The 22999-nt window shown below is 68.3% G+C and carries 21 protein-coding genes and 2 tRNA genes; 13 read left to right on the forward strand and 10 right to left on the reverse strand.

Going from position 1 to position 22999, the window contains the following annotated elements; genetic code table 11:
• The gene (gene hemW / locus KEG57_RS40535) at positions 1-1230 is read right to left on the reverse strand and encodes a radical SAM family heme chaperone HemW (RefSeq protein ID WP_272422420.1); all 1230 of its coding nucleotides are present in this window, start codon (positions 1228-1230) and stop codon (positions 1-3) included.
• 339 nt (positions 1231-1569) lie between these two features.
• On the opposite strand from hemW, the gene KEG57_RS40540 reads away from it, so the two are divergent.
• On the forward strand, positions 1570-3732 hold the full coding sequence (locus KEG57_RS40540; protein WP_272459499.1) for a RelA/SpoT family protein: 2163 nt from the start codon (positions 1570-1572) through the stop codon (positions 3730-3732).
• A 60-nt stretch (positions 3733-3792) separates the two neighbouring features.
• Here KEG57_RS40540 and KEG57_RS40545 read toward each other — a convergent pair whose 3' ends face one another.
• Entirely contained in the window at positions 3793-4389 is a 597-nt protein-coding gene (locus tag KEG57_RS40545; protein WP_272422418.1) for a YkgJ family cysteine cluster protein, read from the reverse strand.
• Positions 4390-4483: 94 nt separating this feature from the next.
• Between KEG57_RS40545 and amrB the strand changes: the two genes are divergently transcribed.
• Complete coding sequence (gene amrB, locus KEG57_RS40550; protein ID WP_272422417.1) at positions 4484-5722, forward strand: AmmeMemoRadiSam system protein B; 1239 nt, start codon at positions 4484-4486, stop codon at positions 5720-5722.
• A gap of 39 nt (positions 5723-5761) precedes the next feature.
• Here amrB and KEG57_RS40555 read toward each other — a convergent pair whose 3' ends face one another.
• Positions 5762-7027, reverse strand: a complete 1266-nt coding sequence (locus tag KEG57_RS40555) for an FHA domain-containing protein (RefSeq protein WP_272422416.1) — start codon at positions 7025-7027, stop codon at positions 5762-5764.
• Positions 7028-7332: 305 nt separating this feature from the next.
• On the opposite strand from KEG57_RS40555, the gene KEG57_RS40560 reads away from it, so the two are divergent.
• The 3 genes from KEG57_RS40560 to KEG57_RS40570 all read left to right on the forward strand — a co-directional run bounded on the left by KEG57_RS40560 (position 7333) and on the right by KEG57_RS40570 (position 8797).
• Positions 7333-7404: transfer RNA gene (locus tag KEG57_RS40560), tRNA-Gly, on the forward strand.
• Between the two features lie 31 nt (positions 7405-7435).
• Positions 7436-7507, forward strand: a tRNA-Gly gene (locus KEG57_RS40565).
• Positions 7508-7630: 123 nt separating this feature from the next.
• The gene (locus tag KEG57_RS40570; RefSeq protein WP_272422415.1) at positions 7631-8797 is read left to right on the forward strand and encodes an AAA family ATPase; all 1167 of its coding nucleotides are present in this window, start codon (positions 7631-7633) and stop codon (positions 8795-8797) included.
• A 9-nt stretch (positions 8798-8806) separates the two neighbouring features.
• On the opposite strand, the gene KEG57_RS40575 is transcribed toward KEG57_RS40570, so the two are convergent.
• Positions 8807-9790, reverse strand: coding sequence for a pseudouridine synthase (locus KEG57_RS40575; protein WP_272422414.1), 984 nt, complete (start codon positions 9788-9790; stop codon positions 8807-8809).
• A 216-nt stretch (positions 9791-10006) separates the two neighbouring features.
• Between KEG57_RS40575 and KEG57_RS40580 the strand changes: the two genes are divergently transcribed.
• A complete protein-coding gene (locus KEG57_RS40580) occupies positions 10007-10360 on the forward strand; it encodes a cupin domain-containing protein (RefSeq protein WP_272422413.1) in 354 nt (117 codons plus the stop codon).
• A 16-nt stretch (positions 10361-10376) separates the two neighbouring features.
• Here the strand turns inward: KEG57_RS40580 and KEG57_RS40585 are convergent, their stop codons facing one another.
• A complete protein-coding gene (locus tag KEG57_RS40585) occupies positions 10377-11249 on the reverse strand; it encodes a hypothetical protein (protein WP_272422412.1) in 873 nt (290 codons plus the stop codon).
• On the reverse strand, positions 11246-12034 hold the full coding sequence (locus KEG57_RS40590; RefSeq protein ID WP_272422411.1) for a hypothetical protein: 789 nt from the start codon (positions 12032-12034) through the stop codon (positions 11246-11248). The genes KEG57_RS40585 and KEG57_RS40590 overlap by 4 nt, the downstream gene beginning before the upstream one ends.
• Before the next feature lie 232 nt (positions 12035-12266).
• Here KEG57_RS40590 and KEG57_RS40595 point away from each other — a divergent pair, with 232 nt between their 5' ends.
• The 5 genes from KEG57_RS40595 (at position 12267) to KEG57_RS55895 (ending at position 17815) form a co-directional block, all read left to right on the forward strand.
• On the forward strand, positions 12267-12458 hold the full coding sequence (locus KEG57_RS40595; protein ID WP_136918444.1) for a ribbon-helix-helix domain-containing protein: 192 nt from the start codon (positions 12267-12269) through the stop codon (positions 12456-12458).
• A gap of 76 nt (positions 12459-12534) precedes the next feature.
• Positions 12535-14337 carry a translation elongation factor 4 gene (gene lepA / locus KEG57_RS40600; RefSeq protein ID WP_272422410.1) on the forward strand — a complete coding sequence of 601 codons (1803 nt, stop codon included), beginning with the start codon at positions 12535-12537 and terminating at the stop codon, positions 14335-14337.
• Positions 14338-14386: 49 nt separating this feature from the next.
• Positions 14387-14998 carry a hypothetical protein gene (locus tag KEG57_RS40605; protein ID WP_272422409.1) on the forward strand — a complete coding sequence of 204 codons (612 nt, stop codon included), beginning with the start codon at positions 14387-14389 and terminating at the stop codon, positions 14996-14998.
• A gap of 94 nt (positions 14999-15092) precedes the next feature.
• Positions 15093-16538, forward strand: coding sequence for a M16 family metallopeptidase (locus tag KEG57_RS40610; protein WP_272422408.1), 1446 nt, complete (start codon positions 15093-15095; stop codon positions 16536-16538).
• Positions 16535-17815 carry a M16 family metallopeptidase gene (locus tag KEG57_RS55895; protein WP_272422407.1) on the forward strand — a complete coding sequence of 427 codons (1281 nt, stop codon included), beginning with the start codon at positions 16535-16537 and terminating at the stop codon, positions 17813-17815. The genes KEG57_RS40610 and KEG57_RS55895 overlap by 4 nt, the downstream gene beginning before the upstream one ends.
• A gap of 39 nt (positions 17816-17854) precedes the next feature.
• On the opposite strand, the gene KEG57_RS40620 is transcribed toward KEG57_RS55895, so the two are convergent.
• The 4 genes from KEG57_RS40620 to KEG57_RS40635 all read right to left on the reverse strand — a co-directional run bounded on the left by KEG57_RS40620 (position 17855) and on the right by KEG57_RS40635 (position 21782).
• Positions 17855-18802, reverse strand: coding sequence for an RNA polymerase sigma factor (locus KEG57_RS40620; RefSeq protein WP_272422406.1), 948 nt, complete (start codon positions 18800-18802; stop codon positions 17855-17857).
• 100 nt (positions 18803-18902) lie between these two features.
• A complete protein-coding gene (locus tag KEG57_RS40625) occupies positions 18903-19865 on the reverse strand; it encodes an aspartate carbamoyltransferase catalytic subunit (RefSeq protein WP_272422405.1) in 963 nt (320 codons plus the stop codon).
• Positions 19862-20401, reverse strand: a complete 540-nt coding sequence (gene pyrR, locus KEG57_RS40630) for a bifunctional pyr operon transcriptional regulator/uracil phosphoribosyltransferase PyrR (protein ID WP_272422404.1) — start codon at positions 20399-20401, stop codon at positions 19862-19864. The genes KEG57_RS40625 and pyrR overlap by 4 nt, the downstream gene beginning before the upstream one ends.
• Positions 20402-20462: 61 nt before the next feature.
• Positions 20463-21782: a hypothetical protein gene (locus KEG57_RS40635; RefSeq protein WP_272422403.1), complete on the reverse strand. Its 1320-nt coding sequence runs from the start codon at positions 21780-21782 to the stop codon at positions 20463-20465.
• Between the two features lie 152 nt (positions 21783-21934).
• Here KEG57_RS40635 and KEG57_RS40640 point away from each other — a divergent pair, with 152 nt between their 5' ends.
• Together KEG57_RS40640 and rpmF are read left to right on the forward strand one after the other, a co-directional pair.
• On the forward strand, positions 21935-22651 hold the full coding sequence (locus KEG57_RS40640; protein WP_272422402.1) for a YceD family protein: 717 nt from the start codon (positions 21935-21937) through the stop codon (positions 22649-22651).
• Positions 22652-22654: 3 nt separating this feature from the next.
• Positions 22655-22846 carry a 50S ribosomal protein L32 gene (gene rpmF / locus KEG57_RS40645; protein ID WP_136931837.1) on the forward strand — a complete coding sequence of 64 codons (192 nt, stop codon included), beginning with the start codon at positions 22655-22657 and terminating at the stop codon, positions 22844-22846.
• Positions 22847-22999 lie beyond the last annotated feature (153 nt).

Raw genomic sequence — 22999 nt, forward strand, 5'->3', positions numbered from 1 at the left:
TCAAAACAATTCGGCCGCAATGCCGTCGGCGAGGACCCACGCGTCCCGGGGCACGCGGATCGTCCCTCCCTCGATCGTGAGCTTTCCTCGCTGCACGAGCCGCTCGGCTGCCTGCTTGCGTGCATGCGTCCACGCCTCAGCGCCGACCTCTGCCGCCGAGCGTTCGAGGTCGAACCCTTCCCGCAGCCTGAGGCCCAGCATGATCCGCTCACGCAGCCGCGTCTCCGGATCGAGCGGCTCCTCGCTCTCGACCTCGGCCTCGCCCGCGAGCGCCGTCCGCATGTACCGCGCTGGATCGATCGCGTTGCGGTACCGCAGAGCAAACCCCTCGCGCACGCCCGCTCCCTTTCCGCTCACCGTGCCGAACGCCGCGCAGCCGAGGCCCACGTAGTCGTGCCCGCGCCAGTAGCCGAGGTTGTGCCGCGCCTCGTGCCCCTCACGCGCGTAGTTCGAGATCTCGTAGTGCCGGAGCCCCGCCGCGCCGAGGGCCTCCTCGATCGCGAAAAACGTCTCGGCCACGCCGTCCTCGTTCGCGATCGGCAGGCGCCCTCGCCGCGACAGCTCGCCGAACTGCGTCCCCGGCTCGATCGTCAGGCTGTACGCCGACACGTGCGTCACGCCCGTCTCCGCCACGCGCCGCGCCTCCGCGGCCGCCTCGCTCGGCGACTGCTCCTGCGTGGGCCCGCCCGCGAGGTACTTCGGACCGGCCTCCTTCGCCGGCACGGCCACGCCGTAGATGAGATCCGCGCTCACCCGCGGCACGCCTGCCCGGAGCGCCGCCCGCACCGCTTCGAGGCCTCCGTCTGCGTCGTGCAGCCGCCCCAGGAAACGCAGCCGCTCCGGCTCGAGCCCCTGCACGCCCACGCTGAGCCGGTTCACGCCCACGTCGACGAGCGCCCGCGCCCGATCCTCGTCGAGCGAGCTCGGGTTGCACTCGACCGTCACCTCGACATCGTCCACCGCGCGCCCTGCCGCCGCTGCGCGGATCCCCGCGAGCACCCGCCCGAGCGCCCCTGGCGCCCAGAGGGATGGCGTACCTCCGCCGAAGAACACCGTCGTGAGCGTCCGTCCCTCGAACGCCCCGGCTCGAAGATCGAGCTCGGCGAGGATGGCGTCGGCGTAACGCTCGTGTTCGATTCCGTCCCGTTCCTTTGCGAAGGAAACGAAATCGCAATAAGGGCACTTTTTCAGGCACCACGGGAAGTGGACATAGACGCCGATCGGCTCCATGGATTTCTACGTGTGTGGAGGTCTCTGGGGCTCCCGGGTGTCACGGGAGAACGCGGGCGGTGGGACGCTCGTCGAACGGGGGACGAAGGACACGCCTCGTCCCCGAAGGCCACGATGACCCCTTGGGCGTTCCCGCGCCCGTGCGCAAGTTGGTGTGAGGTCGTTCGTGCAGGAAAGGTCGAGGAGGTTTCCGCATCTGCCCGCTGGACAGCCGTGCCCACGGGCGCTCGAAGACGGAAGAAGCGGAGCGCGTGAGCCATGGTCAGCCAATTGCCGGGCGAAACACGGGGTGTTAGCTTGAACGTTCAGGACGGTGCCCAGGCACCATCCGCACAACGTATGTTGACGTCTAAGGAGCTGATCGAGCGGATCCAGGCGTATCAGCCTGGGGCCGACGTCGAGCTCATCGCCCGCGCTTACGACTACGCCGCCGAAGCGCACAAGGGCCAGATGCGTAAGAGCGGCGACCCTTACTTCTCGCACCCGGTCTCGGTCGCCGGCATCATCATCGAGCTCAAGCTCGACGTGGCCAGCGTCGTTGCGGGTCTGCTTCACGACGTCGTCGAGGACACCCTCGCGACGCTCTCGGACATCGAGCGCGAGTTCGGGCAGGAGGTGGCGTTCCTCGTCGACGGCGTGACGAAGCTGTCGAAGATCAACTTCGCCTCGAAGGAAGACCGGCAAGCCGAGAACTTCCGGAAGATGCTGGTCGCCATGGCGCGCGACATCCGCGTGCTCTTGGTGAAGCTCTGCGACCGCCTCGACAACATGCGGACGCTCGAGCACATGAAGCCCGAGGCGCAGGACCGCATTGCCCGCGAGACGATGGAGATCTACGCGCCGCTCGCGAACCGGCTCGGCATCGCACGGTTCAAGAGCGAGCTCGAGGACCTCGCCTTCAAGTACCTCGAGCCCGAGGCCTACGCCGACCTCTCGCAGAAGGTGCTCGGCACGAAGGCCGAGCGCGACAAGTACATCACCGACGTCTCGAAGATCCTCGCGGGCAAGCTCGCCGAGCAGGGCTTCGCCGCCGACGTGACCGGTCGCGCGAAACACAACTACTCGATCTGGCGGAAGATGCAGTCGCAGCAGTGCGACTTCGATCAGGTCTACGACGTGATCGCCTTCCGTGTGCTCGTCGAGACGGTGGCCGAGTGTTACGCGACGCTCGGCGTCATCCACTCGCAGTACACGCCTGTGCCCGGCCGCTTCAAAGACTACGTCGCGCTGCCGAAGCCGAACATGTACCAGTCGCTGCACACGACGGTCATCGGCCCGGGCCGCGAGCGCATCGAGGTGCAGATCCGGACGCACGAGATGCACCGCGTCGCGGAGCAAGGCATCGCCGCGCACTGGAAGTACAAGGAGCGCCACTCGGGCGGGCTCGACCCGAAGGACGCGGCGCGCTTCGGCTGGCTGCGCCAGCTCATGGAGTGGCAAAAGGAGCTCAAGGACCCGCACGAGTTCCTGGACAGCGTGAAGGTCGACCTCTTCCAGGACGAGGTCTACGTCTTCACGCCGAAGGGCGACGTGCGCGTCTTCCCGCGCAACGCGACGCCGATCGACTTCGCCTACGCGATCCACAGCGAGGTCGGCGATCACTGCTCGGGCGCGCGCGTGAACGGCGCGATCGTGCCGCTCCGCTACAAGCTCAGGAACGGCGACGTCGTCGAGGTGATGACGAACCCGAGCCAGCAGCCGAGCAAGGACTGGCTCGACTACGTCACGACGAGCCGCGCGCGCTCGCGCATCCGCAGCCACCTGCGGGCCGATCAGCGCGAGCGCTCGCTCAAGCTCGGTCGCGAGCTCCTGGAGAAGGAGTTCCACCAGCGAGCGATCAGCATGGCGCGCCTCACGAAGAACGAGGCGGAGGTGCGCAAGCTGTGCGAGCACTTCAACGCACAGACCTTCGACGAGCTCCTGATCGGCATCGGCTACGGCAAGCACAGCCCGAAGGCGATCATCGAGTTCCTCGCGCCGCCGCAAGGCAACCAGGAGTCGCTCCCGCCGCCGTCCCTCAAGGAGAGCCGCATCGAGTCGCTCGTCCGCAAGGTGACGGGCCGCGACAACCACGGCATCCGGCTGAACGGCATCGACGACGTGCTCGTTCGCTACACGAAGTGTTGCAACCCCCTGCCGGGGGACGAGATCGTCGGTTTCATCACGCGCGGCCGCGGCATCACCGTGCACCGCCGCAACTGCCCGAAGGCGCTCGACACCGATCCGGAGCGCCGCGTGGAGATCTCGTGGGACGCGCGGGCGAAGATCAACCGCCCGGTGCAGCTCCGCGTGATGACGGCGAACCGGCCCGGCATCCTCGCCACGGTCGGCCAGACGTTCCACGAGCAGGGCATCAACATCAGCGAAGCGACGTGCCGCGCCGGCGACGACGGCCGAGCGACGAACACGTTTACCTTTCTGTGCTCGGATCTCGCGCAGCTCAAAGGCGTCATCCGGCAGCTCCAGCGCATCCCGGGCGTGATGGCCGTCGAGCGGACGTAGCCTGGTTGAGGGGGGCCCGAGAGCCCCCTCAAAACTCCCCGATGGCCACGTGGGGTCTCGTCAGCGCCGACGACGCGGGCCGGGCCCCGAGCTCGCGCCTGCACCCGCGAGCGCGCGCGTGAGCGGACGACCGAGGTCCCCCTCGGGCGCATGCCGCGCCGCGAGATCCTTGATGCGACGAACGAAGGCGTTGATGGCGCGTTGATCGACGCCGGCCGGCGAGGTCGCGCGCTCGCACCAGTAGGTGCGGCATCCGAACGGACGCGACGTGTAGATCGCGCAGCGTCCGTTCTCGTCGAGCATCGGGCAGACGCGCTCGTCGACGGTGGTGAGGCGACGCTTGCCGCGCGAGGTGTCCTCGCTGCTCGCGAGCGGAGGAGGCGTGCGGCCGAGCGCGCGCGCACCACCTCGCGCCGCGATGGCGCGTTGCACGAGGGCGAGCTCGATCGACGTGACGTACGGCTCGCGCCCCGTGACGCCGAAGCGGCAGCACTCGGTGGACGCAGGGCACGACTGCCCCGCGAAGGACGCGTCGACCTCGCGGTAGATCATCGCGAGCTCGTCGAGCAGACCCGCGAGCGCGCGCCGCTCATCGTCCTTCGTGGTGTTCGGGTGAATCGATGCGTGCGAACGATCGGGCGACTTCGTGCGAGACATGGAGCGATCGCCCGCAGCATACGCCACCTCCGCACTGTTCCAACGCGTGGCTCACTTTGCGTGCTGCGTGCGAGCGCTATCCTGCGCGGTGACCATGCCCAAACCGCACGCGCATCCGCGACTGCGGCCGATCGAGGCCATCTTCGTTCCGCACCCGACGTTCGGTAAAGCGCTCATGCTCCGCGACGGCGAGGGCATCGCGCCGAGCTCGGTTGCGATTCGCGGAGACCTCGCCCCGATCGTCTCGTGCATGGACGGCACGAGCTCGCTCGACGGCATCGCACGCCGCGCGAGCCGCACCATCGGCCGCATGATCGACGTCGCGATCGTCTCGCGCCTCGTGGCTGAGCTCGACGAGGCCTACATGCTCGAGACGCCACGCTTCCAGGCGAGGCGACGCGAGGTCGTGGCCGCGTTCGCCGCGGCGAGCGAGCGGCCCGCGCACCATGCGGGCGGCGCTTACCATCGAGATCCCGAGGAGCTCGCTCGTTACATCGAGGAGGCATGTCTCGCGAAGGCGCCACGCGGCAACGGCGCCTCGCACGGCCGCCTCGTCGGGCTCTGCGCGCCGCACATGGACCTCTGGCGAGCGGCTGAAGGCTACGGCCACGCGTACGGCGCGCTCGCCGAGGCGCTACCTCCCGAGGTGGACACGTTCTTCCTGCTCGGCACGTCACACGCGCCGATGCGCCAGCCCTTCGCCGTCTGCGACAAACGTTTCGCCACGCCGCTCGGCGCGCTCGAGCCCGACCACGATGCGCTCGCGTTCCTCGCGGCGCACAGCCGCTTCGACGTGCGCGAGGACGAGTACCTGCACAAGGGCGAGCATTCGTTGGAGTTGCAAGTGATTTTCCTGCGCCACCTGCTCGGCGATCGTCCCGCGCGGATCGTGCCCGTGCTCTGCGGCCTCGGCGATGCGCAGGCGAGGGGACGTGATCCACGCGAGGACGCGCGGGCCGAGTCGTTCCTCGCGGCGCTCGCCGAGCTCGTGGAGCGACGCGGCGCGCGCGCCTTCCTGATCGCGGGCGCCGATCTCGCGCACGTCGGCCCGCGCTTCGGCGATCCGCGCCCGCTCGACGCTGCCGAGCGCGACGCGCTCCAGGCTCGTGACGCGGAGTCCATCCGCCTCATGGTGGAGCACGACGCGAGCGGGTTCTTTTCGCAGGTCGCTGAGGATCTCGACACGAGGCGCGTCTGTGGCCTCGGCCCGATCTACACGGCGCTCCGGGCGTTGCCGGGGTCCGCGGCGGGACGGCTCTTGCACTACACGCAGTGCGTCGATCCCGTGGAGGGATCGATCGTCAGCCACGCGTCCTTGACGTTCGTCTCCTGAAGGGCCGTGTCCCAGCACGGCCCTCTCGTCGAACGAGGACTAACTCCGCGAGAACTTGCGCCGCGCGATGTCGAGGCCGAGGCGCTCGGCTTCGCGGTAGATCGCCTGGCGCGACATGCCGAGCGAACGCGCGGCTGACGCGACGGAGCCGTTCGCACGCGCGAGCGCATCTTCGAGACGTGCGCGGGCGAGCGAAGGATCCGTGGCGGGGGGCAGCGAGGGCTTCGTACGGCTCGCCCTCGCGAGCGACGACGCGATCGACGACGGAAGGATCGCACCGTCGGAGCCCGCGACCTCGGCCGCGGAGACGAGCGTCGCTTCGAGCTGCGGCACGCCGCCCGGCCAACCCGCGCGTACGAGCGACTCGAGCAGCTCAGGCGTGATGCGCGAGAGCTCGATGCCACGGCGCTCCGCGATGTCCTGCACGATCGCCGCGATGTCCTCGCGTCGATGCTCGAGCGGCGTGATCGTGACGCGCTTGCCCGAGAAGAGCGAAGCGAACCACGGCGCGAGCTTGCCGTCGCCGACCGCGCGATCGAGCGGCTGCCCGACCGTCGCGATGACCGACACGCCGCTCGTGCGGCCGACCGCGTGCGCGATCTCGAGCTGCTGCGGGCGCGGCAGCCGATCCGCATCGAGCACGACCCACGTCATCGGGCGAATGCCTGCCGGGATCGTCGGCTTGCCTTCGGCGCGCCCGTCCACCGTGACGATGTCGCCCACGCCTTCGCGCACGGCGGCGGCGAGCTTCGCCATCGTGCGCTTGCCCGTGCCGGGACCGCCCTCGATGCACACGCACGAGCCGCCCTTCACGAGATCGAGGATCGGATCGATCCAGTCCTTGCGCTGCCGCGGGCCGTGAACGAGCGGGCCCGTGCGCATGATCGCGCCGCCGTACGCGCTGAGATCACGCTCGACGAACACGCCGATCCGGCTGCCGAGACGCACCACGTCGCCGTGGCTCAGACCGATGCGACGCGCGCGCACGCCGTCGACGAACGTGCCGTCGGGCGTGCCGAGATCCTCGACGTAGCAACCATCCGCGCGAACGCTGACCTTCGCGTGCTCGGGCGCGATGCCCGCGCCGTCGACATGCGCGTCGCGCGACGCGCTGCCGATCACCGCGCCGTCGGTGAGCGTGATCGGCGCGAGCTCGCCGTTGAAACCGACGAGCACGAGCCCCCAGCCGCTGCCGTCTCGCCGACCCTTCGCGAAGACGCCCGACCGGTGTTCTTTCTGTGCTTGGCTGACCGCCTCCGTGTTCGAAGCGGAGTTGATACGCAAAGCAGCTTGCTGTTCGTTCATGTTTCCCCCCATCCCTACGGAGCACGCGACGGTGCCCCATCCGCCTGTGCTGCAACCCCCAACGGCCGACTCTCCGGCCAGGCCGTCCGATGCAACGGTTGAAGAAGATACTCTTGGAATTCAAAGAGGCAACTGTCTGGGGCGCAGGGCTTGACAGTTTCCAAAGTGCCGAGTAGGAATGGCCTCGCTGCTGACGAGGCACGCCTCGGTACGCAGTAGGGCCCTCGTCGGGGACCTCCCGAGTGAATCGGGAAAAACCCGAACGGCCCTTCGGCATCGTCCCCTTGAAGGCGATGACGAAGTTTGCGGGAGTAACTCAGTGGTAGAGTGCAACCTTGCCAAGGTTGACGTCGCGGGTTCAAATCCCGTCTCCCGCTCTGAAAATTAGCAGTTCCTTCGCAGCACCCTGCGGGAGTAACTCAGTGGTAGAGTGCAACCTTGCCAAGGTTGACGTCGCGGGTTCAAATCCCGTCTCCCGCTCCGCAACGTAGAGAAACACAAAGGCCGGCCGCGCGAACATGAACGCGGCCGGCCTTCGTGTTTCGAAGGCTCAGGGCACAAACGCGGCCGGCCCGCGCCCCGTTGTGATACGCCTCCTCGGCGATGCCGCCCGCGCCTCTTCACGAGCGACTCCGACAGCTCGCGAGCACCCTCGAACGACAGTTCCTCGGCAAGGACGAGATCATCCGGCTCCTGATGATCTCGGTCGTCGCCGGCGAGCACTGCGTGCTCCTCGGTCCGCCCGGCACGGCCAAGAGCGCCCTCATCCGCTCGCTCTCGGAGCTGATGCAGGCGAACTACTTCGAGTACCTGCTCACGCGCTTCACCGAGCCAAACGAAATTTTCGGTCCCGTCGACATCGTCGCCTTCCGCGAAGGCACCTACCGCCGCAACACGCAGGGCATGCTGCCCGAGGCGGAGGTCGTCTTCCTCGACGAGGTCTTCAAGGCGAACAGCGCGATCCTGAACGCCCTGCTCACGCTGCTCAACGAGCGCAAATTCACGAGCGGCGGCAAGGTGATGCGCTGCCCGCTCATCAGCGTCTTCGCCGCCTCGAACGAGGTGCCCGGCGACGAGACGCTGAACGCGATCTTCGACCGCTTCCTCCTGCGCGTCCACTCGGACAACCTCGACGCGTACCACTTCAGCGAGCTTCTACAGCGCGGCATCCAGCACGAGATCCGGCAGATGTCCGGCGAGCCGCTGCGCCCCGTCGTCACCGCCCGCGAGCTCGCCGATCTCGGCAAGAGCTTCGGCGGCCGGATGAATTTTTCCGACGCGTTCCTCTCGGCCTACAAGGGCATCGTCTTCCAGATCCGCGCCGAGGGGATTTCGCTCTCGGATCGTCGCGTCGTGAAGATGCTCAAGCTCTTCGCCGCAAGCGCCTACCTCGACGGGCGCAACACCACCGACGCGAGCGACTTCTTCGTCCTCAAGCACATCTGGAACAACCAGGACCAGGCCGCGATCCTCGAAGGCATCGTGCAGCCCGTGCTCGAAGCGTTCTTCCGCGAGCACCCCGATCGACGTCGTGTCGGCGCGCTCGGCGTGGGCGTCGACGCGCTCGCCGCCGAGATCGATCGCATCCGCCAGCTCCTCACCGGCGGCACCGCCCTCGGCGACGTGCAGCTCTTCAGCCAGCTCAAGGCCCTCGGCGAGATCAAGACCGCGCTCGCCGGGATTACCGATCCGCGCGCGCGCGAGCTCGAGAAGCGCGTCGCGCAGCTCCTCGAAGCCTCGTTCCGCAGCGGTCGCTTCGCGCAGATCTGACGCGCCGCCTCAGGTGGGCCGCTTGCGCTCGCGCGGCGGTCCGCTCGTGCCCCGCTCGCGCGGCGGCCCGCTCGTCCCACGTTCACGCCGATCCGCAGGCCGCGCGCGTCGCTCCTCGTGCCCGCCTTCCCGCGACGCGTACCCTGCCCGCGGGCGTTCGCCACGCTCGCCGCGCTCGCCTCGATCGCGCGGCGCCGCGCCGACGTGCGCCCGCGGCCTCTGCTGCTTCGCGCGTTGCGCCGGCATCTGATCCACGGCCGGGCGCACGCGCTTCGGCACGCCGAACTCTTTTCGGATGGCGAGCAGCTCGTCGACCGTCAGGAGCCGCCACTTCCCCGGCAAGAGCCCCTCGGAGGTCACGCCGGCAAAACTCAGCCGCGCGAGTCGCATCACGGGGAAGCCCGTCGCCTCGCCCATGCGGCGGATCTGCTGGTTTCGCCCTTCGCGCAGGGTGATCTCGAGCCAGGTCTTGTCGCCCTCGTGTCGCAGGATGCGCACGTCCGCAGGCAGCGTCTTGCCGTCTTCGAGCTCGACGCCCGTGCGCCACACGTCGGCGTCGCCTTCATCCATCACGCCTCTCACTTTGAGGACGTACGTCTTGGGCACGCCGCCGCGCGGATGAAGCAGGCCGTTCGAGAACTCGCCGTCGTTCGTCATCAAGAGGACGCCGCTCGTCGCGAAGTCGAGGCGGCCGACGGGATACACACGCGCCCCCGCGCCACGCACGTGATCCGCGACCGTGGGCCGACCTTCGGGATCATGGAGCGTCGACACGACGTTCCGCGGCTTGTGCAGCACGAGGTAGACCGGCGACTCCGCGGTGAGCCGCTTGCCATCGACCTCGATCTTGTCGCGGCGCGGGTCGGCCTTGGCCCCGAGTTCCGTCACGACGCGCCCGTTCACCCGGACCCGCCCTGCCGTGACCAACTCCTCCGCTGCGCGCCGGGAGCTCACCCCCGAACGGGCGATGATCTTCTGCAACCGCTCTTCCATCCGCCGACAATGCCTCCAGCCCGCTTCGCTCCAAACCCGTTCGACGCTCGGGGCTCCGGTTTGCCTGACGGCGCCCTTCGCCCCGAACTTCGTCGACGCTCGGGGCTCCGGTTTGCCTGACGGCGCCCTTCGCCCCGAACTTCGTCGACGTTCGGGGCTCCGGTTTGCCTGACGGCGCCCTTCGCCCCGAACCCCAGCTCGTGATAAGCACGCTCCATGCGCCGCGTCGACAAGCCGTGGGGACACGAGCTCATCTGGGCGGAGACGTCCCGTTACGTGGGCAAGTTGCTCCACATCCGGGCAGGCGAGCGTCTGTCCCGTCAATACCACCGGGTCAAGGAAGAGACACTCTTTCTCCAGTCGGGCGAGATGGACCTCGAAGTGGGTCCGAAGGAATCGCTCGAACGTCGCCGCATGGTGAAGGGCGACGTCTTCCACGTCCTGCCCGGGACGATCCACCGCATGATCGCCGTCACCGACGTGGACGTGATCGAAGTGTCCACGCCCGAGCTCGACGACGTCGTCCGCATTGAAGACGTCTACGGCCGCGAAGGAACGAACGCTCCCTGAGCGTGTCCCCGTCGCGCTAGGGCTTCTTCTTCTCGCCCTTGTCGGTCTTCGCGTCGGCCTTCTTGTCGGCTTTGCCGTCGTCCTTCTTCTCGGCCTTCTCGTCCTTCTTCTCGGCCGGCGCGGGTGAGCCTTTGGGCTCGCCTTCGCCCTCGTCGCCGTCCTTGTCGGCGTCGCGCTTCTCGGCCGCGCGCTTCTTCGCCGCCTCTTCTTCTTCTTTCTTTCGCTCGGCCTCCTCGGCACGGCGGCGCACCTCCGTGTCGTGGTCCCAGCGATCGACCCGCTCGTCGCCGTCGAGGTCCACGCCCATGCGTTCGAGCTTGCCCTCGCGGTAGACCTCCCAGACATCGGGCTTGCCGTCGCGGTTCTGGTCGCGCTTGATGCGCGAGAGCTTCCCGTCCGAGTAGGACTTCCACTCGTCGGGCTTGCCGTCGCGATCGTTGTCGAACTCGACCTCCGCGAGCTTGCCGCGCGAGAACGTGATCCACGTGTCGATGCGGCCGTCGTAGTTCGTGTCGCTCTCCTCGTGCAGGCTCTCGCCCTTGTCGTTGTAGCGACGCACGACGTCCTTCACGCCGTCGAAGTTCGTGTCGATCTCGCGGCAGACGAGGATCTTCTTCTGCGACTCGCCCATGCCGACGAGCAAAAAGACGCGGCGGACGTTTGGCTTGAGCGAGCCGGGCCCCGCGATCTCACTCGCTTCCCGATCCTTCCGGCCCTTCCAGTCGCACATCGAACGATCGTCGACCTTGTAGGCCGGACCTTTGAGCGGAGCGCGCTTCGGCGTGGTCTCGCCGGTGAACGCGTTCGTCGTGGTCGCGGGCGTGCTCGCGCACGCCGTGAGCGCGAGGAGAGAGCCGGCGAGTGTCCACACGATCACGCGGCTCGTCATCGAGGGCTCGTTCCGCCGGGCTGCGGTGCGGTGGGCGCGCCCCCCTGAAGCACCGGGGTGGGCACCGTCGGAAGCGGCGCCGCGCCCGAGGGACGGGGCGCAGGGGCCTGCGGCTTCGGCATCGTGGCCTGCTTCGCGCGGGCCTCGGCGCAGAGGTCGAGCACCGTCTCGGGATCGGGTTTGCCGTCGACGTTGCGATCGGTCGCGACGAGTGCGCAGCGATCGTCGCTGGGATCGTTGAAGGCCCACCACTGATCGACGAGCCCGTCGCCGTCCGAGTCGCGCTCGCGCCGGACGAGACGGCCGCCTTCGTAGTAGTCCCAGGTGTCGAGCTTGTCGTCGAAGTTGGTCTCGCGTTCCTTCAGGAACACGGCGCCGTCGCGCGAGCTCACGATCTCGTCGGCGCGGCCGTCTCTATCGTAGTCCGACTCGCGGCGGCGTTCGCGGCCTGCAGGGTCGTAGTAGACGAAGACGTCGATCGCGCCGTCGAAGTTGAGGTCGAGGATGCGGCAGACCTCGCGTCCCGCGCCGTCGGGCACACGCGTCATGTCGGGCTTGCCGTCGCCGTTCACGTCGAAGCGCTGCGCGTTCGCTGCGGTCATGTCGCAGGCCTCGTGCTTCACCTCGGTGTCACGCTCGGCGCCCGTGGGAAGGGTGGGCGGCGGGCCGCCCGGATCGGCCGAGGTGCATGCGGTCGCGCCGATCGCTGGCAGCGACGTGAGGAGGGCCGCGACGCCGAGCGAGCGCGCCCAGCGGCCAGGGCATGGAAAGCGGCGAGATTCCAAGCGTTCGAGGCGAGTCTAGACGCACCGCGACGTCTTCCGCAAGGCGAGCGGCAGGCGGATGCCTTGCTCGTGCTCATGCTACTGACGTGCGTTTCCGGAGACTCCCGAGTCTTCCTGATTGACAACACACGTACCGGCATCTAGGGTAACGCCTTGTCAGTATCCCTCAGAGTCCTGGGGGCGTGCCGTCCGCATGCGGTGGGCGACGCGAAGAGCGCAGGGCCGGCGTGACATGTCGCGAAAGAAAGTCTCGACGACCATCTACATCACGCCCGAGCAGGCCGAGCGCCTGAAGCTCTTGCACGACCGGACGAAGGTGCCGATCGCGGTCTACATCCGCGAGGGGATCGACATGGTCCTCAAGCACTACGAGCACGTGCTTCCGGGACAGATGAGCCTGGAGACGACGGTCCAGAAGAAGTAACCGCCGCAAGCCGTGGCTTTCGCCCGCGCGACGCGCTAGGAGCACGCGGCCGTCGTCTTGCCGGCCTCACGGAAGTATGCCCGCCGATCCCAAGCTCATCCGCAACTTCTCCATCATCGCGCACATCGATCACGGCAAAAGCACGCTGGCCGACCGCATCCTGGAGACCACCGGCGCCCTGTCGGAGCGCGAGAAACAAGACCAATTCCTCGACAAGATGGAGATCGAGCGCGAGCGCGGAATCACCATCAAGGCGCAGAACGTGCGGCTCGAGTACGCCGCCAGCGACGGCCAGAAGTACCGGCTGCACCTCATCGACACGCCCGGACACGTGGACTTCAACTACGAGGTCTCACGTAGCCTCTCGGCCTGCGAGGGCGCGCTGCTCGTCGTGGACGCCTCCCAGGGGGTCGAGGCGCAGACGCTCGCCAACGTCTTCCTCGCGCTCGACAACAACCTCGAGATCATCCCCGTCCTGAACAAGATCGATCTGCCCTCGGCGGACGTCGACCGCACGAAGCGCGAGATCGAGGACGTCATCGGCCTCGATTGCGCGAACGCGATCCTGGCGAGCGCGAAGACCGGCATCGGCATCAAGGACATCCTCGAGGCCGTCGTGGCGCGCGTGCCGCCGCCGAAGGGCGACGCGCAAGTCACGCCCCGCGCGCTGATCTTCGATAGCTGGTACGACAGCTACCGCGGCGCGGTCGTCATGATCCGCGTGGTCGAGGGCACGCTGCGCAAGGGCCAGAAGGTGCGGTTCCTCGCGACGGGGCGCGACTACGAGATCACCGAGATGGGCGTGTTCGCACCGCACGCGACGCCCATCACCGAGCTCGGCCCGGGCGAAGTCGGGTTCATCGCGGGCAACATCAAGAGCGTCACCGACACGAAGATCGGCGACACGGTGACGGACGCGGTCCACCCGACCACGGTCGCGCTGCCCGGCTTCAAAGAGGTGAAGCCGATGGTCTTCGCGGGCATCTTCCCCACGGATTCGGCTCAGTACGAGGACCTGCGCGACGCCCTGTCGAAGCTCCAGATGAACGACGCGGCGTTCGTCTACGAGCCCGACACGTCCGAGGCGCTCGGCTTCGGCTTCCGCTGCGGCTTCCTCGGCCTGCTCCACATGGAGATCATCCAGGAGCGGCTCGAGCGCGAGTACAACCTCGACCTCATCACCACGGCGCCGAGCGTCGTGTACCACGTGTACATGAACACCGGGGAGATGAAGCCCATCGAGAACCCGGCGCGCTTGCCCCCGACGCAGCACGTCGACCATCTCGAGGAGCCGATCTACCGTGTGACCATCCACGTGCCCTCGTCGTACGTGGGCGCAGTGCTCGCGCTCTGTCAGGACCGGCGCGGCGAGCAGAAGTCGCTGCAGTACGCCTCGTCCGACCGCGTGATCATCACGTACGACATGCCCCTCAGCGAGGTGCTCTTCGACTTCCACGACAAGCTGAAGAGCGTCTCCCGCGGCTACGCCTCGATGGACTACGAGCTCGTCGGCTACAGGCCCGCCGACCTCGTGAAGCTCGACATGCTGGTGAACGGTGACCCGCTCGACGCCCTGAGCGTCATCGTCCACAAGGAGAAGGCGTTCCAGCGTGGGCGCGATCTCGCCGTGAAGCTGAAGGACATCGTGCCGCGCCAGCAGTACGAGGTGGCCATCCAGGCGGCCATCGGCTCGAAGGTGATCGCCCGGACGACCGTGAAGGCGATGCGCAAGGACGTCACGGCCAAGTGCTACGGCGGCGACATCTCCCGCAAGCGCAAGCTCCTCGAGAAGCAAAAAGAGGGCAAGAAGCGCATGAAGATGGTCGGCAGCGTCGAGATCCCCCAGGAGGCGTTCCTGGCGATCCTCAAGGTCGACTGAAGCGCGCGCCCTCTACCGTCCGCGCCCGAGCCTTCGTATAAGGCGCGACATGTCGGTCGCTCGACGCGCTCTCCCGCTCTGCCTCCCGCTCCTCCTCGCGCTCGCTGCCTGCGACGAACCGGTCTCGACGAAGGGCGCGGCGCCCTCGGCCGCGCCGCCGCCCACCGCAGCCGAGCCGCAGCCCTCCGCGACGACGCCGCCTCCACCGGCGAAGGCGAAGATCGAGATGCCGCCGCGGCCTGTGCCTCTTGGCTCGGCGGGCCCGATCCAGCCGAGCGCGCCGCCGGATCAGCAGATGATGGCGATTCAGTACACGATCGCGATGGTCACGCCGCGCGGCACCGACCCCATCGTCGACAAGGACTACGTCGACCGCATCGTGAAGAAGCTCGAAGCCGCGGTGCGCACGGCCGACAAGGGCAAGACGCCGCCGAACCCAGTGAAGCCGAACAAGGGCAACCGCAAGCTCGAGGTCGACATGGGCAAGGGGTGCAACGAGCGCGTGCCGGAGAACCTGCTCCACCAGCGGGCAGGCTCGTCGTTGAAAGAGGCCTACGAGGCTGGCGTGCTCGTCATCTCTTGCCACGACGACAAGTGGGAGTGTCATCAGTCGACGCGCATCCCCGAAGACGTGTTGTGCCACGCCGCGCCGCGCCGCTGAGCCACGTCCGCCCCTGACGAGCGAGCCCGCATCCTCCGCACCACGTGGGGCCTAGCCGCGCTTCTATGCGCGATGTGGTAAGGGAGAGCGGCAAATGCATACGGCCCTCCCGAATCTTCGCTCGCGCGTACGGAAAGGTCCTTACGCCGAGCTCCTCGCCGAGCTCAACCGCAACCGGACCCGGCTCGCAGAGGCCGAGCACGACGCGACCATCTCGTTCGGCCCGACGATGCGCGTCGAACGTTTCGTTCTGGGCAACGGCCTCAGGGTCCTGATCCTGCAGGACAACGCGGCGCCCGTCGTCTGCGTGCAGACGTGGTTCGGCGTCGGATCGCGGCACGAGCGCGTCGGCAAGACGGGCATCGCCCATCTCTTCGAGCACCTCATGTTCGGCGAGACCGAGACCTCGGCCCACGGCGCGTACGATCGCACCCTCGAAGAGGCGGGCGCCGAGACGAACGCCGCGACGTTCCTGGACTGGACGTACTACCACACGAACCTGCCCGCCGAGGCGCTCGAGCTCACGTTGCGGCTCGAAGCAGACCGGATGTCACGCCTCGTGTTGCGTGATCCGCAAGTGGCGAGCGAGAAGGAGGTCGTCGCGAACGAGCGTCGGCAACGTGTCGACGACGACGTGGACGGCGCGATCAGCGAGATCCTCTACAAGGAGGCGTTTCGCGAGCACGGCTACGGGCACCCGACGATCGGGTGGATGGACGACATCCTCGGCTTCACGACCGACGACTGCGTCTCGTTCTATCGGACGTATTACGCGCCGAACAACGCGGCGATGGCGATCGTCGGCGACGTCGACATCGGGCAGGTGCTGCGGCTCGTGCAGGACAACTACGGCGGCCTGCCGTCCTCGGTTTTGCCGGTCGAGGACGTGCGCCCCGAGCCTCCGCAGATCGAGGAGCGCCGCATCCGCATCACCAAGCCGACGCCGACGCACAAGGTAGCGATCGGGTACAAATCGCCGGCGCTCGGGGACTTCGATCATCCGGCGCTCACGCTCCTGAACGAGGTCCTGTTCGGCGGGCGCTCGTCGCGGGTGCATCGCGCGCTCATCCAGGAGCAGGAGATCGCCACCGACGTGCGCGGCTGGGTGGGCGCGTTCCGGGATCCATCGCTGTACGACGTCTTCTTGTCGGCCCGCGGCGAGCACACGGCGGAGGCGCTCTGCGCAGCGCTCGACGTGCTCCTCGATCGGGTTCGCACCGAGCCGGTGACCGAGGAGGAGCTCGAAAAGGCGAAGGCGCGCGTCGAGCTCGCGGTGCTGCAGGGGCTCGAGACGGTGAGCGGCAAGGCCGAGCAGATCGGGTTTTACGAGGTCGTGCTGGGCGATCCGGCGGCGCTCTTCGATCGGCTCTCGGCGTACCGCAGGGTCACCGTGGGGGATCTCCTCCGCGTGGCGCGCCGGTACCTCGGGCGCTCGTCGAGGACGGTCATCGAGGTCGCGCCCGACGGATCGATGGAGAGCGACGAGATGGACGACGAAGAGACGGACGGCGAGGGGAGCGAAGAGGAGGTGGCGTCGTGACGCACGTCATTGTCGAGCCGAGTCCCGCGTTGCCTCTCGTCAGCGTCGTCGTCGCGTTCCGGTCGGGCTCGGCGCACGACCCCGTGGGCCGCGAAGGGCTCGGGCGCATCACGGCCCGCATGCTCCGCCGCGGCGCCGAAGGTTGGAGCTCGGAGAAGATCGAGCAGACGATCGACCTCCTCGGCGGCGAGCTCGGCGTGGACGTCTCGCCGAGCGCGAGCACGGTGCACTTCGAGGTGATCCGGCGTTCGCTCGATCCGTTCGTGGACCTCGCGTCGACGCTGCTCGCGCGGCCCTCGTTCGACGAGGCCGAGCTCGCTCGGCTGAAGCGGGAAGCCGAGGCCGAGCTCATCGAGTCGCGCGACAGCGACGGCACCTTGTGCGCCCGCGCCTTCCGCCGGACGCTCTTCGCCGGTCATCCGTACGGCCGCCGCGTCGCCGGTTGCATCCCCGCGTTGCGTGCGATCGAGCGCGCCGACGTGGTGTCGTTCTACGGAGCGCACTACGCGCGGGAGAATGCGATCGTCACGATCTCCGGGGACGTCGACGTCGAGGAAGGTCACGCGATCGCGGAGCGCCTGCTCTCCGGACTTCCGGTCGGCGCGAGTGTCCCGGATCCCGTGCAGCCGCCGCCGCGCAGGCCCGGCCGTCGGCTCGTCTTCGTCGACAAACCCGAGCGAACCCAGACGCAAATGATCGTCGGAGGGCTCGGGACGCACCCGAACGACCCCGACCATGTGGCGCTCCTCGTGGCGAACACCGCGTTCGGCGGGACGTTCACCTCGCGGCTCATGCAGGAGGTGCGGGCGAAGCGCGGCTGGTCGTACGGCGCGTCCTCGCGCGTTGGCTTCGATCGGCAGAGGGACGCGTTCACGATGTGGACGGCGCCCAAGGCCTCGGATGCCTCGGCTTGCCTCGCCTTGAAGCTCGAGCTCTTGCACACGCTCCGCAAGGACGGGATCACGAAGGACGAGCTTTCGTTCGTGAAGAAGTACCTCGTCCGTTCGCACGCCTTCGAGGTCGATACGGCGAGGAAACGGGCCTACCAGAAGCTCGAAGCCGCGCTCTACGACTTGCCCGAGGGCTACCATGACAAGCAGCTCGAGCAGATCGAGGGCGTCACGCTGGACGAGGCGAACGCCGCGATCCGCGAGCGTCTGTCGGAAGACGATCTCGTGGTCTCGGTCGTGGGGACCTTTTCGCAGATCGGCGACGCCGTCGCGAAGTCCGTCCCGCGGCTGCTGGAGACCCAGGTCGATCCGTTTGACCTCGAATGACCTGCCGCGCGGGGATGGGGGGGACGCGCGCCTCTCGCCTCACGGCGGGAACATGGCCATGGGGTAGGACACCTCCCGCGGAGCGATGGCGCAGGGATACATGATCGGCTGCTTGCGCCGACGTGAGCCGCGTGCCGCGCTGGGCGGTCGATGCACATACGCGAGCAGCACTTCGCGCACGCGGAGCAGATCCTTCGGCCGCAGGGGGCGCGGCGTCGACACGGCGAGGCTCGACGCGGCGAGCGCGCGCCCTCGCCGGAGCACCTCTGCGCGCGCGAGCTTCAACCGAGCGTAAGCAGTCTTGAGCGGGATTCCGAGCTTCTCGGCGATCTCCGGCATCGACTGCTCCTCGAGGTCGTGCAGGACGAGGATTTCGCGGAGCTTTGGGCGCATCCGACCGATGAGCTCGCGGGCGAGCGCCTGCTCCTCGCCCTCCAGGAGCGCGGATTCGGCTGCGAGAGTGTCGCTCATCGGCTCCGGCGGCTGCTCGGCCACGAGCGGCTCCATGCGGTGCCTCGCGAGCTTCCGATAGTTCGTCGCGAGCTGCATCGCGATGACGAACAGCCACGGGCGCGCCGAGCTTGCCGCGTCGTGATCCTCGATCCGCCGCAGGGCGACCGAGAAGACCTCCTGCGCGATGTCGTCGGCGTCGCGTGCGGGCACTCCATATCGCTCGACGGTGCGCAGGACGAACTGCCATTCGCGCGCATAGAGCTGCTGGAACACTTCATCCCGCGGAGGCAGGACCCCGGAGATGAGCTCCTCCGCGAACGGATAACGAACGGGGGGGTGCGAAGGATCGTGAGGGACGACGTCGGCCGACGGAGGAGGGATGACGTCGGGACACCACGTGGATGGAGACGACGTCGGCGTCGACGGGAAGGAAGCGCCACGGCGCTTGCCTTCTGCAAGGGTTTTATTGGACGAACCTGCGCATGAAGCTCGTTTCCCGCGGGTGTTGCGGGGACGCTCGTCGGCTTTCTTCATGATTCACCGCCCCGAGGCACGGCCTGCGCGCTCGACGTCGCCCGCGCCTCTCGAACGGTTTGTCCTGCGGGTGGCAGGGAGCGTCAATGGTCATCCGCGCTCAAGCGCCCGCGATCGGCTCTCCCTCGGCCTCCGTCGCGAGCATCCACAGGACCGCCATCCGCACAGCGACGCCCGCTTCCACCTGATCGAGAATGACGCTGCGTGAGCCATCTGCCACGGCGGGGTCGATCTCCACGCCTCGGTTCATCGGCCCGGGATGCATCACGATCGCGTCGGGCGCTGCGAGCGCGAGTCGCGCCTCGTTGAGGCCGAACTTCCTGCTGTACTCGCGGGTGCTCGGCAAGAACGTGCCCGCGAGGCGCTCGCGCTGGACGCGGAGCATCATCACCACGTCGGCCCCTTCGAGCGCGGGCTCGAGTCGATCGTGCACCTCCGCGCCGAGCGTCTCGGCCGCGGGTGGCAGCAGCGTGCGAGGGCCCGCGAAGCGCACCGTGGCGCCCATCGTTCGCAGGAGAAGCGCGTTCGAGCGCGCGACACGGCTGTGCAGGACGTCGCCGCAGATGGCTACGACGAGGCCTTCGAGTCGGCCCTTGCGACGTCGGATCGTGAACGCGTCGAGCAGCGCTTGCGTGGGGTGCTCGTGCGTCCCGTCGCCCGCGTTGACCACGGCGGCCTTCGTGCGTGCTGCCACGTAGTGCGGCGCGCCCGACGCTTGATGCCGGATCACGAGGACGTCCGGGCACATCGCCTCGAGGTTCTTCACCGTGTCGAGGAGCGTCTCGCCCTTGACCGCGCTCGACGTCGACACGCTGATGTTGATGACGTCCGCTGAGAGCCTCTTGCCTGCGAGCTCGAACGAGGTCCGTGTGCGTGTCGAAGGCTCGTAGAAGAGGTTGATCACCGTCTTGCCGCGGAGCGTCGGCACCTTCCGGACGCTGCGCCGCGAGACGTCGAAGAAGCTCTCCGCGGCTTCCAGGATCGAGTGGATCTCGGCCCTCTCCAGGGCCTCGATCCCGAGCAGGTGGCGGTGCGGATATCGCGCGCGTGGTGTCGTCGTCACGTTCCCCCCAGGGTGGATGTGTCCTCGATGGTGGCCCACGCGCCGTCGTCCTTCTGCGTGACCTCGATCCGCTGTCCGGGGCCGAGCTCCACGCGACGCACGGTGTAGTCCGGGTGGATGGGCAGCTCGCGGCCGCCGCGGTCGACGAGCACGCAGAGCTCGATGCGACGCGGGCGGCCGTAGTCGAGCACGGCGTCGAGCGCCGCGCGGATGGTGCGGCCCGTGTAGATGACGTCGTCGACGAGCACGACGCGCTTGCCGCGCACCTCGAACGGGATGCGGCTCGGGCCGATCTTGGGGTTCGGCAGGGCCGTCGCGGCGTCGTCGCGGTAGAGGGTGATGTCGATGGAGCCCGTCGGCGGGGCTTCACCTTCGAGCTCGCGGAGCAGCGCGGCGAGCCTCTCCGCGAGGGGCTCTCCGCCGCGCCGAATGCCGACCAGCGCGAGGTCACGGACGCCGCCGTGCTCGGCGATCTCGCCAGCGACGCGGCGGAGGCCTCGGGCCACAGCGACCGGATCGAGGAGGACTTCGGACATGGCGGGGACGAGCTACCACAAGGCCGACGCGGTGTCCCCGGGCCGCGCGGGGTGCGTCACGTCAATCGGGCTGGTGGAGAATTTTCTGGGTCGGATCCACGAAGTAGAACCGACCGTAACCGGCGCGCTGGAAGGTGACCGCGCCGAACGCGTTGACGAGGACGGAGACCACGGCGAAGGCCCAGAAGAAGCCGCCGAGCCGCCTCCTGCCGAGCGCGAGGAGCGCGAACAGGAACACGGCGAAGTCGTTGGAGAAGCGGTAGCCGAACTGGATCCAGCCGCTGTTCTGGTAGAGCAAGCTCGGCAGCGCGACGCACGCGGCCGTGAGCGCGACGGCCCAGAACGAAGGCGGCGTGCGCCGAGGCCAGAGGACCCACGCGTAGATGGGCGTCGTGATCCACAGCGCGAGGCCGTGCGCGTTGATCTGGAACGGAGCTCCACTGACACCCGTGTAGGGCAGGGACGTCAGGATCACGCCGAGGTTCCGGCCGAGGTAGTGGTACGAGAAGAGTCCCCACCGCTCGATGCGTGTACGCCACGTGATCGCCAGCAGCCGGTGGCCGAACTCGAACGGATCGCCGAACCGCGCGGCGTTGTACCAGAGCAAGACGCCGAGCACCGCGGCAGCAGGTACGGCAAAGAGCGCGAGCTTCTTCGCGAGCGCGCGCGCGTCCACGTCCGCGAGGCGCACGCGATCGCTCGCGCCTGCTCGCGCGCTTGCCCTCACGGCCTCGTACACGAAGAGCGGGAACGCAAAGCCGAGCGGCGTACGTGTGGCGAACCCGAGGCCGATCGCGAATCCCGCGAGGATCGGGTGCGCGGCGCCGACGGACGCGAAGAGGTAGAGCGCCGCGAGCGCCGCGCCGACGACGTGCGCGGCGAACCAGACCGTGCCTTGCACGGCGGAGAACCAGTACACGGTGCCGAATGCGAAGAGCAGCGAGAGGAGCACGTTCTCCCGCTCGGATCGGCCCGTCCTGCCCGCGCGCGCGAGCGCGTCGAGGCCGAGGTACAGGAGCGCCGGCGCGAGCCCCGTGTAGAGCGCGAAGACCTGACCGTCCCGGACGCGTTCGACGTTGCCCGCGAGCTTGACCGCAGGCAGCAAGAGGACCGCGGGGAACGGCGGAAAGCTCACGTAGTGCTTGCCTCCCCACGCGACGAAATCGTTGTTCCCCGTGTACGCGGGGGGCGGGCCGCCGAGGTCCAGGCGACCGTGCAGCCACGCGTCGGCGAGCAAGGCGAAGTGGTTGAACGGCGTGTGCGTCGTGAGCCGCTCGCGCCCCGTTGTGGCGAGACAGACGACCGTGACCAACGTGTAGATCGCCGCGGCAAAGAGCCACCTTCGCGATCGATCGTCGGGCCGTTCGAGCGGGCGGTCCATGCGTGCTGGGCGCACCCTACCATGGCCTTCGCTGCTCGAAGCGCGTCGGGCGGCTTGCGAGCACCCCGACCGTGCGCTAGTTGCTCCCGCCTCGCGCGGCCGCGGCGAACGCACCGCTACCGCGATCTCGCTTTTGCCCCCAGGAGTCGACCATGCCGCTCTTCGCCATTCCTGCCGGAGACATCGACGCCGCTGGTCGCTCGATCGCGGCGGACCTGCCCGTGGCTTGGCTCGACGAACAGCTCAGCGACTGCGACATGCGTGGCGCCGAGCCGGGGCACGTTTCGGGTCGGATCTCTCGTTCGGGCTCCGACATCGTCGTGCGCGGGCGCGTCCACACCGTCTTGCAGGCGCCGTGCGCTCGTTGCCTCGAACCCACGAAGCTCGATGTCGAGGCCGAGATGTCGCTCCTCCTCAAGCCCGCGCCGCCTGCCGTGCTCGCGCAGAAGGCGGACGAGAAGCGCGCGGCGGCGCAGGCGAAGAAGGCCGCGGGGGGAAGCACGAAAACCGAAACGGGCAAGAAGGCGCCGAAGGAAAAGGAGCTGCCGGAGTACGAGTTTTCCTCGGAGGAGGCGGAGGTCGACATCTACGACGGCGAGACGGTCGTGCTCGACGGGTTCATCCGCGAGGCGATTCTGCTCGAGATGCCCATCTTCCCCTTGTGCTCCGAGGCGTGTCCGGGTATCCGTCCCGCCTCCCCCGAGGCCGACGAGGGTGGCGCCGAGCCGCCCATCGACCCCAGGCTCGCGCCCCTCGGCGCTTTGCGCGCCGCGCTCGCCAAGAGCGGCTCGCGCGGGCCGAACGATGATCAAGGGGCCGCGACCGGCAGCGCCGACGCGTCCCAGCAGAAGAAGACGAAGAAGGAGTAGCCCGTGGCCGTCCCGAAGAGGAAAACCACCCCGAGCAAGCGCGACATGCGGCGCGCGAACCACGACAAGGTCACCCCGGTGCAGGTGGTTGCCTGCCCGAACTGCGGGGAGGCGGCGCTGCCGCACCGCGCCTGCGGCGCCTGTGGTTTCTACAAGGGCCGCAAGGCGAAGGCCGTCAAGGCCACGACCACCTGAATCCACCGCAATCCCCGGCTTGCCCGTCTCGCAGGGCCTCCCGCTTCATGACGAAGGGCGAGGCTGCGAGATGGGCTCGCGCCGGGCAGCGCGCGCGTGCATGGATCTCGGCGCTTCGCGATGAATCCCGCGGAGGCACAGGCCGAGGTCCAT

The organism is Polyangium jinanense, from assembly GCF_028435365.1.